Raw genomic sequence first — 12,008 nt, 5'->3', positions numbered from 1 at the left:
TTTGTTAAATAGAAGCAATCAATAGATAAGAAAACTTGATGAATTTGTCTTTTTAAGAGAGAATAATCGTCCAAATTTATATTGTGGAAGTTATTGAAGTTTTTTAACAAGTTGGTAGCAGAAGAATTAACGTACTGATTAATCAATAAATTTATCCCACAAGCACCGAATTTTTAAAATAGTTGAGGAAGTTGTATGGCAACTCGTAGAGATCTAGCAAATGCAATCCGTGCGTTAAGTATGGATGCAGTTCAAAAAGCAAATTCTGGTCACCCAGGCGCACCAATGGGAATGGCGGATATTGCTGAAGTATTGTGGAACAGCCACATGAAGTTCAATCCGACAAACTCTAAGTGGGCTGATCGTGATCGTTTTGTACTTTCAAACGGTCATGGTTCAATGCTTATGTATTCTCTATTACATCTTTCTGGTTATGACCTAAGCATGGACGATATTAAGCAGTTCCGTCAGTTACACTCTAAGACAGCAGGTCACCCAGAGTACGGTTATGCAGAAGGGATTGAAACAACAACAGGTCCTTTAGGTCAAGGTATTACCAACGCAGTTGGTATGGCGATCGCCGAGCGTACTTTAGCGGCACAGTTCAACAAGCCTGGTCACGATATCGTGGATCACTACACTTATGCTTTCATGGGTGATGGTTGTTTAATGGAAGGTCTTTCACACGAATCATGTTCATTGGCTGGGACTTTAGGTCTTGGTAAGTTAATCGCTTTCTGGGATGACAACGACATCTCTATTGACGGTAACATTGGCGATTGGATGGAAAAAGGCGTTCCTGGACGCTTTGTTTCTTATGACTGGCACGTTATTCCTAACGTTGATGGTCATGATGCTGAAGCAATCAATGCAGCAATTGAAGAAGCTAAGAAAGTAACAGACAAGCCTACTTTAATCTGTACTAAAACAGTTATCGGTTTTGGTTCTCCTAACAAGTGTGGTACTTACTCTTGTCACGGTGCACCTTTAGGTGATGATGAAATCGATTTGGTTCGTAAAGAACTAGGTTGGACTGCAGCTCCATTTGAGATTCCAGAAGATATTTACGCTGGTTGGGATCACAAAGCACAAGGTGCTAAAGATGAAGCAGCTTGGAACGAAAAATTTGAAGCTTATAAAGCGGCTTACCCAGCTGAAGCAGCTGAATTTCTACGTCGTATGGCGGGTGACTTACCAGCTAACTTCGAAGTGGATATGGATGCGTTTATCGCTAAAACTCAGGCTGATATGCCTAAGTTGGCTTCTCGTCAAGCATCACAAAAAACAATTGAACAATTAGGTGAGCTATTACCTGAAATGTTTGGTGGTTCTGCTGACTTAACAGGTTCTAACTTAACTAACTGGTCTAAGATGGTTAAGGTTAACAAAGAAAATGCTAACGGTAACTACCTATCTTGGGGTGTTCGCGAATTTGGTATGGCACACATGATGAACGGTATGGTTCTTCACGGTGGTTTCAAAGTATTTGGTGGAACATTCTTTATGTTTATGGAGTTCATGCGTAATGCTTTACGTATGTCTGCATTAATGAAGATTGGTACTATCTATGTTTACACTCATGACTCTATCGGTCTAGGTGAAGATGGTCCTACTCACCAGCCTGTTGAACAGTTAGCAACTATGCGCGTTATTCCAAACTTCCAAACTTGGCGTGGTTGTGACGCGGTTGAGTCTGCAGTTTCTTGGAAACGTGCTATTTTACGTAGCGATGCACCTACAGCGTTAATTTTCTCTCGTCAAGCGTTAACACCTATGGAACGTACGCCTGAACAAGTTAAAAACATCGAAAAAGGTGGTTATGTATTAAAAGATTGTGCTGGTACACCAGACATTATCTTCATCTCTACTGGTTCTGAAGTAGGTCTAGCGGTAGAAGCAGCTGAAGCAATGGACGCAAATGTTCGTGTTGTTTCTATGCCTTGTACTGGTGCTTATGATGAGCAAGATCAAGCCTATAAAGATTCTGTACTTATTCCTGGTGTTAAACGTGTAGCAATTGAAGCGGGTGTTGCTGACGGTTGGTATAAATACATCGGTCTTGACGGTGGAACAGTTTGTATGTCTACTTTCGGTGAATCAGCGCCTGCTGACGAACTATTTAAAGAGTTCGGTTTCACAGTAGAAAACGTTGTTGCTACAGCAAACAAAGTTTTAGGTAAGTAATTTCTCTGCTAGAGCGGTGACTTGGTTTTGGGGTCTAACGGTTGTGTATTTTAATACACTCCCGCAGTCCTTCTAGAAGTCACCAACCTTAGTAGCGAACTAAGAATTTGATAAATAGTTGATGGATTCATCGGCTATTTAAAATAAAATTTTATTTTTATATTTTTTATAAGTCAGGCTTAATAACATAAACATTATCAGGCCTGGTAACAATTGGAGTAAAACTCAATGACAATTAAAGTTGGTATTAACGGTTTCGGCCGTATCGGTCGTATGGCTTTCCGTGCAGCAGCAAAAGATTTTCAAAACATCGAAGTCGTTGCAATCAATGATTTATTAGATCCTGAATATCTAGCATACATGCTTAAGTATGATTCTGTACACGGTCGTTTTGACGGTACTGTTGAAGTTTCAGGCGGAAACCTAATTGTTAATGGTAAGACTATCCGTATTACAGCTGAACGTAACCCTGCTGACCTAGCTTGGTCTGATGTAGGTGCTGACCTAGTTATCGAATGTACTGGTTTCTTCTTAACTGAAGAATCATGTCAAGCTCACCTTGATGCTGGTGCTAAAAAAGTTGTGCAATCTGCACCATCTAAAGATCACACTCCAATGTTCGTTTATGGTGTTAACCATGAAGAGTACGCTGGTCAAGCAATCGTTTCTGCAGCTTCTTGTACAACTAACGGTCTTGCGCCAGTTGCTAAAGTACTTAACGATAACTTCGGTATCAAACGTGGTCTTATGACAACGGTTCATGCTGCAACGGCGACTCAAAAAACAGTTGATGGTCCTTCAATGAAAGACTGGCGCGGTGGTCGTGGTATTCTTGAAAATATCATCCCATCTTCAACAGGTGCGGCTAAAGCAGTAGGTAAAGTACTTCCTTCTCTTAACGGTAAACTAACTGGTATGGCTTTCCGCGTACCAACTTCTGACGTTTCTGTTGTTGACTTAACGGTTGAGCTAGAAAAAGAAGCTTCTTACGATGATATTTGTGCAGCAATGAAAGCCGCTTCTGAAGGTGCAATGGCTGGTGTTCTAGGTTATACAGAAGAAGCAAACGTTTCTACTGATTTCCGTGGTGATTCTCACCCATCTACTTTTGATGCTAAAGCAGGTATTGCTCTAGACTCTACATTTGTTAAAGTGGTTGCTTGGTACGATAACGAGTATGGCTACACTTGTAACATGATGCGTGTAGTAGAACACGTAGGAAAATAATTATTGATTCATCTCATTAGCGGCTGATTTCTTCGTTGGTTGTCGGTCGTGTGCACTTGCACACTCCCTTCGCCCGCCTTGAACTCAACTCGCTACTGAGCGAATCAATTAATTATTATGTTTTAGTTTGGAGAAGTTTTTCTCCAAATTAAATTCTCTTGTTTGTATTTGTGGCTAAGTATCAAGAAGTGAATTTAATTTAAATCCCAATGCTGTATTTTTTCTGAGTACAGTTTAAACATTAAGAAAGAGGACTTAACATGTCTGTAATTAAGATGTCTGATCTAGATTTAGCTGGTAAACGCGTATTGATTCGTGAAGACCTAAATGTTCCAGTTAAAGATGGAAAAGTAACTTCTGATGCGCGTATTCGTGCTTCATTACCTACTATTAAAATGGCTGCTGAAGCTGGCGCTAAAGTAATGCTTATGTCTCACCTTGGTCGTCCAACTGAAGGTGAATATGCTGAAGAGTTCTCTCTTGCTCCTGTTGCTGCTAACCTTTCTGAAAAATTAGGTAAAGAAGTTCGTCTTGTTAAAGATTACCTAGCAGGTGGTTTTGATATTGCTGATGGTGAAGTAGTTCTTTTAGAAAACGTACGTTTTAACGTTGGTGAAAAGAAAAATACTGAAGAATTATCTAAGCAGTACGCAGCGCTTTGCGATGTCTATGTTATGGATGCATTTGGTACGGCTCACCGTGCACAAGCATCAACACACGGTGCCGGTGCATTTGCTGATACAGCGTGTGCAGGCCCACTTTTAGCGGCTGAACTTGATGCATTAGGTAAAGCTTTAAATAACCCAGCTCGCCCAATGGTTGCGATTGTTGGTGGTTCTAAGGTTTCTACTAAATTAACCGTTTTAGAATCTCTTTCTGAGAAAGTAGACCAGTTAGTTGTTGGTGGTGGTATTGCGAATACATTCATCGAAGCAGCAGGTTATAACGTTGGTAAATCACTTTCTGAAACAGATCTAGTGCCTACTTGTAAGAAACTAAATCAAATCATGGAAGCTCGTGGTGCAGCTATTCCTTTAGCTTCTGATGTAGTTTGTGGTAAAGAGTTCTCAGAAACAGCAGTAGCAACAACTATGAATGTTTCTGAAGTATCTGATGACGATATGATTTTTGATATTGGTCCAGATTCTGCCGCAGAACTAGCTGAAATCATTAAAAACGCCGGTACGGTTGTTTGGAACGGTCCAGTAGGTGTGTTTGAATTTGACCAGTTTGGTGAAGGAACTAAAGCAATTTCTATGGCGATTGCTGAATCAAAAGCATTTTCTATTGCTGGTGGTGGTGATACATTAGCTGCTATCGATAAGTATGATATTGCGGATGAAGTTTCTTATATCTCTACAGGTGGTGGTGCTTTCTTAGAATTTTTAGAAGGTAAAGAACTTCCAGCAGTTACTATGTTAGAAGCGGCTGCTAAAAAATAATTCGTTTTGCGAATAAATAACCAGGCCTGGTAAACTTTAATTTACCAGGCCTGGTAGTATTAAACAGCTTGAACTTGTTCAGGTTGTTTTCATTTGATTGTCATATAACTTTGTTAGATTAGGAAGGTTCATAAAAAGAGGGTGACTCGGTAAATAACACTTAAGACGCTTCAGCCAAAAGATTGGCTGTTTATTCCGTTTAGAGTTTATTTTGCGAGACATCTTTTTTGAACGCTAACAAGTTCAATTTTTTAAAGGTAAAAAAACAAAATGCCAAGTGGTTTAAGAAGAACAAAAATTGTTGCAACTTTAGGTCCTGCTACGGACCGTGAAGGTGAATTAGAAAAAATTATTAAAGCGGGTGTAGACGTTGTACGTATTAATATGTCACATGGTAACCCAGAAGAACATATTAAACGTGCACAAGCCGTGCGTGATATTGCCGAAAAATTTGACCGACAAGTGGGTGTGTTAGTTGACCTTCAAGGCCCTAAGATACGTATTGCTCGTTTTGCTGAAGACAAAGTGTTCTTAAAAGCAGGTGATAAATTTGCTTTTGATAATGCCGTAGATGTTAACGAAGGTAACCAGCATGAAGTAGGTTTAACTTATAAAAATCTACCTTATGATGTAAAGCCTGGCGACAAGCTTTTATTGGATGACGGTCGTTTAGTTTTTGAAGTAGAAAACGTAGAAGGTGAGCGTGTTAATACAATCACAATCGTGGGGGGGGCTTTATCTAACAATAAAGGTATTAACCTTGCGGGCGGTGGTTTATCAGCGGCCGCGTTAACAGATAAAGATAAAGAAGATATTCTGACGGCTGCAGAGATTGATGCAGACTATTTGGCACTATCGTTTCCACGTTCAGCTGAAGATGTTGAATATTGCCGTTCTTTAGCTTCTAAAGCAGGACTAAACTGCAGTATCGTTTCTAAAGTAGAGCGCGCTGAAGCGGTTGCTGATGATGCCACTCTTGATGGTATTATCTTAGCGTCTGATGTCATTATGATTGCACGTGGTGATTTAGGGGTTGAAGTCGGTGATGCACAACTACCAGCGCTACAGAAAAAAATGATTAAACGTGCGCGTCAATTAAACCGAGTGACGATCACTGCTACGCAGATGATGGAAACCATGATTGAAAACGCAATCCCAACTCGTGCCGAAGTTTTTGACGTCGCTAACGCAGTAATGGATGGTACGGATGCCGTTATGCTTTCTGGTGAAACAGCGACTGGGCATTCTCCAAGTTTAGTAATTCAAACAATGGGTAATATTTGTCGTGAAGCAGAGAAGTCACGTACTTCTCGTGAATCAACTCACCGTATTGATGAATCATTTACTGCGGTTGATGAGACGATTGCAATGGCAACTATGTATGCCGCTAACCATTTTGGTGTGAAATGTATTGCCGCCTTAACCGAATCTGGGAATACAGCATTATTAATGTCTCGTATCAGTTCTGGTATGCCAATTATCGCCTTAACGCCACACTTAAATACACGTCGTAAAGTAACCCTTTTCCGTGGTGTATATCCATCAAGCTTAACGTATGATGGCTTAACAGATGAAGAAGTTAAATCATCAATTCTAGATCGCATTAAAGAATTTGGAATTGCCAAATCAGGTGATTTAATTCTTATGACTCGTGGTGAAGTAAATGGCACTATGGGTGGAACAAACAAAATGGAAATTGTAAAACTTCCATAATTTAACCTTTGACTGGTTTGCTTGATTACAAAAGTACAAGCAAATACAAATTGGCGAGTTTATAAAAACTTGTTAAAATACAAAGATAACTTTTTTGAAAACCAACTAGAGGAGTCTCGCAGATGGCGATGATTACACTTCGTGAATTAATGGACTACGCAGCTGAAAATAACTTCGGTATGCCGGCGTTTAACGTAAACAACATGGAACAAGTTCGTGCAATTATGCGCGCAGCCGACGCGGTAGATTCTCCAGTAATCCTTCAGGGTTCTGCTGGTGCTCGTAAGTACGCTGGTGAGCCAATGTTACGTCACATGATTGCTGCGGCAGTTGAAATGTACCCTAACGTTCCTGTTGTTATGCACCAGGATCACGGTTCTGATGTTGGCGTATGTTTACGCGCAATTCAGTCTGGTTTTACATCAGTAATGATGGATGGTTCGTTAGAAGCAGACATGAAAACACCTGCATCTTATGAATACAACGCTGGTATTACTGCTGAAGTGGTAAAAATCGCACACGCTGGTGGTGTTTCTGTTGAAGGTGAACTTGGTTGCCTAGGTTCATTAGAAACTGGAATGATGGGTGAAGAAGATGGTCACGGTTCTGATGCTAAACTTGATATGGACAGTCTATTAACTGATCCTGAAGAAGCAGCACAATTTGTTAAAGATACTAACGTTGATGCTTTAGCAGTAGCGGTTGGTACTTCTCATGGTGCATATAAGTTTACGTCTAAGCCTGGTGCTGACGTTCTTAAGATTGATCAAATCCGTAAAATTCACGAGCGTATTCCTGATACTCACATCGTAATGCACGGTTCTTCTTCTGTTCCAGAAGAGTGGTTAGAAATCATCAATAACTACGGTGGTGATATGGGTCAAACTTACGGTGTTCCTGTTGACGCTATCGTTGAAGGTATCAAATATGGTGTTCGTAAAGTAAACATCGATACTGACTTACGTATGGCTTCTACTGGTGCGATTCGTAAGCATTTATCTGAAAATACTTCTAACTTTGATCCACGTAAATTCTTCAACGCAGCTGAAAACGCTATGATGGAAATTTGTAAATCACGTTTTGAAGCATTTGGATGTGCAGGGCACGGTTCTAAAATCAAATCTCTTGGTTTAGAAGAGATGCAAGCTCGTTATGCTTCTGGTTCATTAAACCAAACTGTTAAATAAATAACAGTTTATTCTGAACTTAAAAAAACCCGCATTAAGCGGGTTTTTTTATGCCTAAAGATTATATATTCATCTAGAGAACTAGTTATATAGAACATAACGCCATGTAATAGTAGCCTTTAATTATGCTGTTATAATAAGTTTATTAATTTTTAAGGAAGGCAAAGATGAGTGATAAACAAGTTTTAAACTTTGAAATTTCGCAAAGTAATTTCAATTCAGTTGTATTAATGAATTCATATAAGTTACCAGTTTTTGCGTTGTTTATGAGTCCAAGTTTAGGAACGTGTATTCAGTATGAAAATCTTCTTTCAAGCTTTGCAGAAGAATTTGCGGGGCAGTTTTTATTGGCTCGTATTGATATTGATATGGAGACAGATTTACGTGAGCAATATGAGATCGTTAATGTACCTACTTTAAAAGTTTTTAAAGACTCAGAAATGGTTCATCAAGAAGTTGGACTTTTAGAAGAAGCAGAACTAGCCGCATTATTAAAGTCTTACGGTATTTATAAAGCATCAGATGAGTTGCGTGAGAAGGCCAAACAGATGCATCTTAATAATGACACCGCTGGTGCTATAAAAACGCTTACTGAAGCAATACAGGCTGATCCAGTCAATACACGTATTGCATTGGATATGATTCAAATATTATTAGATATGAATGAACTAGAAGAGGCAAAATCTTTATTTAACCGTCTACCAGATAAAGATAAAAATTCAGAGATAGGTAAAGCCATAGTGGGTCAAATGACCTTCAAAGATTTAGCGGCTAAAACACCAGGCCTGGCAAATTTAATTAAGATGGTTAAAGAAGATCCAGCCAATTATGAAGCCAGACTGTATTTAGCGGTATGTTTTGTTGCTGAACATGCTTTTGAAGAAGCTTTAGATCAAACATTTGAGATCCTTGAAAATATGCCTGGATTTAAAGAGGGTGCTGCACAAGAACTCACTATAACCATTATTAATATGTTGGAAGATAGTCAACCTGAGTTAGCCAAAGATGCCCGCAGAATTCTGGGTAATATGTTAGCTAAATAAAAAATAGAGATTTTGAAACCATAAAAAAGGGCGGTTAAACTGCCCTTTTTTATGGAAGTACGAAAGAGATTATTATAAAGAACCTGAATAAGAACTGCTGTCTTCAACGTCCATATCTGTACTGCTAAAGCGACATACATTAACGCTAATATAGTCATCATAAGCACTACCAGATGATACCCAGTTTTTAACCTTGTTTTCTAATGCCTGAGGCAGTACCTTGTCTTTTAAAACTAAACAAAAGCCATATTTAAACCTTGGACTTTCACTGGTTTCAAGAATGACGTGGCTACCTTCTATAAATAATTTAACCGTAGCTTCTTGTCCTGGCATGGTGACAAAGGCATTGGCGCCATGTTCTCTAATAAGCGTGTTAAGTTGGTTATTAAAGTGCATTTTGCTAATAGGGTTGTATTGATAATATTCATGAATTAAATCGTTTGCACGCTCAATAAGCGATGCTTTTAGCTCAGAAATAGAATCAAATTTTTCTTCACCCATTTCAAAAATAACATAGGCTTGTTGTGCTTTCCCTAAGGTTAAGGCTTTATCTTCAAAGATGATTAAGGCTGCGCCATCAAGAATAGCTTGATAGTTTTCATCTGAAAACTCAGTTAAAGCTTGTGTAAACTGTTCTGTATTCATGGTTTAATCCTAATTAATTTGCACTATTTATATTGTATTTTATCAAATTGGCGTATAAAAAAACCCTAGTCAGGATTGCCTGACTAGGGTTATGACTTAATTAAAATATATTGTTAATTAAGTGGTCAGGTTAGCAAATAATTGTGGCAATTTCTCTGGTAACTTCATTACATCATCAACGATAGCATAACGGTTTTGACCAAAGATATTTTGTACATATTTATCCGCGTACTGGTCAATGGTTAAGCAGTATGAATGAATGCCTTTTGATTGCAACTCTTCAACCGCTTTTTTAGCATCTTGTTTTAAGTACTGACCATCTTGTTCATCAATATCCGCAGGTTCACCGTCGGTAATCACTAACAGTAGTTTTTGTTTACTGTTTTGCTGTTCAAGATAATGTCCTGCGTGACGCATTGCCCCACCCATACGAGTAGATAATCCGCCTTGCATGCCGGCTAAACGTTCATGAACATCAGAATCAAATGATTCGTCAAACTGTTTAAAACGTACATACTGTAAATCATGACGACCATCTGATGAGAAACCGTGTACTGCAAACTGATCTCCAATACCATTAATGGCATGTGAAACCAATATGGCGGCTTCTTGAGTGACCTCAAGAATGGTTCTGTCTGAATCGGCTACTTTTTCATTAGTCGATTCTGATAAATCCAATAAGATAACCACCGATACTTCACGACTTCGAATCACGTTTTTCATGGTAATGCGTGGATCTGGCTCTTGCCCCATGCGAATTGAGGTAATGGCTTCAACACAAGCATTTAAGTCTAATTCATCACCATCTTCTAAACGGCGTATACGTTGCAAACCAACAGCTTGTAACTTATCAACAATTTGTTTAATGCGGTGTGCAATGCCTTTATTGGCATCAAGAATACGATTATAAAGTTCAGGGTCACCTTTTTTAGCACGACGCTCATATAACGTTACCCAGCTTGGTCGGTTTAACTGAACACGATAATCCCATTCATGATAATGGTAAGGCTCAGAAATTGGCTCAATACCTTCCATTTCATTCCACGAGATGCCGTTATCTTCATAAGGCATGAGTTCAGAGCCTAATACCCAAACTTCATCGTGGTTTACATCAACCAGTTCAGAATCAATCTCGTTAATCATTTCCATAACAGAAACGTGTTTACGAACCGTTTCTTGATGACTGCTACCACCGCCTTCCATTTCAGCCCATTCTTCAGAAGCCCAAACAAAACGGTTATCATCACGATAGCCAAAACGTTGTTTATTTAACTCCGTTAAAGAAACCCATTTATTGGTGGCGATATTTAAAACGTTATGTAATAAAACCCCTAAATCCCAAGACCATTTCTCATTATCAAGATTCTCTTCGATTTCTGCATAGAACTTGTCTGCAACAATCATTAATTGGTCATCTTGTAAGTCGTAATCTGGATTCATTAATTTAATAGCAAGCTGTTCAACACGGTAAGCATTTGATCTAGGATCTAAATCAATTTGCTCTTGGCTTGCTTTAATGACTTTCATCCACAAGTTACGTAAACCAGGGAACTGTTTAATGGCGTTATATTCCACACGAGCATCTTCGATGATCTCTATAAAGAACATCTGTTGCGGCGTTAACTGTTCCATTGAGATAGCGGCTTTACTGTAACAAATGTGTGACGCTAAATGCGCTGCCATTGCTCTATACAGTTCGCTACCTTTTACATCACCTAAATCATTTAAGGCATCCGGTAAATGTAAAGCCATGTTTTCAAAGTAAGGCTTAAAGTCTTCAAAATCTGCAGCCGCTGGACGAATAAAAAAGTCACGAGCCCAAAATGCACGTAAATAAAAGTTAATTGGGCGGTGAAAATCAATAAACAATGAACCTTTACGCTGCTGTTGAAATACGGCTTTTGAATCTTCTGATTCTAGACCAAAGTATTTAATTTGCGCAGGAAAGTTACGTGCATGCGCTTGCGCACCCCATTGTGCCCAACGACGTAAGCCAGAAACTGTTAGCTTTGTCATCATCTCGTCCATGTTGGCTAACATTGGACGCATACCACGTGGTGTTTTAGAACCAATTTGGTAAATAAGGGCTAAATATTGTCGGGTTAAATCAATATCACGTGTTTTATCAGCAACCGTTGGTAAAGAGTCCAAAACAAGTGAAATAACTTCACCCGATGTAACCGATGAAAGTTTCATTACGGTTTCGTGGATATCGTCCAGAATCTCGTCTTCAACTTTAGCAATAACCTGTGGCACAGACTCAAGATAGCTCACCACTACATTTTGACCTTTACCAAGATAGGCAAGGGCATTTGCATTGTCTAACCACTCTTCACGAGAGTGCTCATTCATGTAGTGAGAAGCTTCTTGTATCAATGAGTCAAGGGTTTCTTCAAGTTGAGGAACACTTTTAATCAGTGATGCTTTGACTTCTTCTAGATCAAAACTCATAACATTATCCTATACATTTTTGAAGACCATAGCTTGAGTGAGATGCATTAGAAAAATGTGGATTTTTAGCCATTATTATTCGTGTATTCACTCGTGCAAAGGTCTCTTTTAATTCA

The 12,008-nt window shown here is 39.0% G+C and carries 8 protein-coding genes; 6 read left to right on the top strand and 2 right to left on the bottom strand.

Annotated elements, in window-relative coordinates:
- The first annotated feature begins 195 nt into the window (after positions 1 to 195).
- From tkt to ACYQ0E_RS12125, 6 genes are all read left to right on the top strand, one after another.
- Positions 196 to 2,184, top strand: coding sequence for a transketolase (gene tkt, locus ACYQ0E_RS12150; protein ID WP_460188488.1), 1,989 nt, complete (start codon positions 196 to 198; stop codon positions 2,182 to 2,184).
- Between the two features lie 228 nt (positions 2,185 to 2,412).
- Positions 2,413 to 3,411, top strand: coding sequence for a type I glyceraldehyde-3-phosphate dehydrogenase (gap, locus tag ACYQ0E_RS12145; RefSeq protein WP_460188487.1), 999 nt, complete (start codon positions 2,413 to 2,415; stop codon positions 3,409 to 3,411).
- Positions 3,412 to 3,671: 260 nt separating this feature from the next.
- The gene (locus tag ACYQ0E_RS12140; RefSeq protein WP_460188486.1) at positions 3,672 to 4,853 is read left to right on the top strand and encodes a phosphoglycerate kinase; all 1,182 of its coding nucleotides are present in this window, start codon (positions 3,672 to 3,674) and stop codon (positions 4,851 to 4,853) included.
- A gap of 270 nt (positions 4,854 to 5,123) precedes the next feature.
- Positions 5,124 to 6,566 (top strand): pyruvate kinase, encoded by a 1,443-nt coding sequence (gene pyk, locus ACYQ0E_RS12135; RefSeq protein ID WP_460188485.1) that lies wholly within the window; start codon positions 5,124 to 5,126, stop codon positions 6,564 to 6,566.
- Between the two features lie 122 nt (positions 6,567 to 6,688).
- Positions 6,689 to 7,753 carry a class II fructose-bisphosphate aldolase gene (gene fba / locus ACYQ0E_RS12130; RefSeq protein ID WP_460188484.1) on the top strand — a complete coding sequence of 355 codons (1,065 nt, stop codon included), beginning with the start codon at positions 6,689 to 6,691 and terminating at the stop codon, positions 7,751 to 7,753.
- A 167-nt stretch (positions 7,754 to 7,920) separates the two neighbouring features.
- Complete coding sequence (locus ACYQ0E_RS12125; RefSeq protein ID WP_460188483.1) at positions 7,921 to 8,796, top strand: tetratricopeptide repeat protein; 876 nt, start codon at positions 7,921 to 7,923, stop codon at positions 8,794 to 8,796.
- Between the two features lie 72 nt (positions 8,797 to 8,868).
- On the opposite strand, the gene ACYQ0E_RS12120 is transcribed toward ACYQ0E_RS12125, so the two are convergent.
- Both ACYQ0E_RS12120 and ACYQ0E_RS12115 read right to left on the bottom strand, forming a co-directional pair.
- Positions 8,869 to 9,441: a hypothetical protein gene (locus ACYQ0E_RS12120; protein ID WP_460188482.1), complete on the bottom strand. Its 573-nt coding sequence runs from the start codon at positions 9,439 to 9,441 to the stop codon at positions 8,869 to 8,871.
- A gap of 117 nt (positions 9,442 to 9,558) precedes the next feature.
- Positions 9,559 to 11,892, bottom strand: coding sequence for a nitric oxide reductase activation protein NorD (locus ACYQ0E_RS12115; protein ID WP_460188481.1), 2,334 nt, complete (start codon positions 11,890 to 11,892; stop codon positions 9,559 to 9,561).
- Positions 11,893 to 12,008 lie beyond the last annotated feature (116 nt).

The sequence above is a fragment of the Thiomicrorhabdus hydrogeniphila genome, assembly GCF_054656895.1.
This window is presented reverse-complemented; position numbering and strand designations above follow the sequence as displayed.

Bases quoted from the DNA above. Each gene is read 5' to 3' on its own strand.
- tkt (WP_460188488.1), top strand. From the start codon at position 196: ATGGCAACTCGTAGAGATCTAGCAAATGCAATCCGTGCGTTAAGTATG.
- gap (WP_460188487.1), top strand. From the start codon at position 2,413: ATGACAATTAAAGTTGGTATTAACGGTTTCGGCCGTATCGGTCGTATG.
- ACYQ0E_RS12140 (WP_460188486.1), top strand. From the start codon at position 3,672: ATGTCTGTAATTAAGATGTCTGATCTAGATTTAGCTGGTAAACGCGTA.
- pyk (WP_460188485.1), top strand. From the start codon at position 5,124: ATGCCAAGTGGTTTAAGAAGAACAAAAATTGTTGCAACTTTAGGTCCT.
- fba (WP_460188484.1), top strand. From the start codon at position 6,689: ATGGCGATGATTACACTTCGTGAATTAATGGACTACGCAGCTGAAAAT.
- ACYQ0E_RS12125 (WP_460188483.1), top strand. From the start codon at position 7,921: ATGAGTGATAAACAAGTTTTAAACTTTGAAATTTCGCAAAGTAATTTC.
- ACYQ0E_RS12120 (WP_460188482.1), bottom strand. From the start codon at position 9,441: ATGAATACAGAACAGTTTACACAAGCTTTAACTGAGTTTTCAGATGAA.
- ACYQ0E_RS12115 (WP_460188481.1), bottom strand. From the start codon at position 11,892: ATGAGTTTTGATCTAGAAGAAGTCAAAGCATCACTGATTAAAAGTGTT.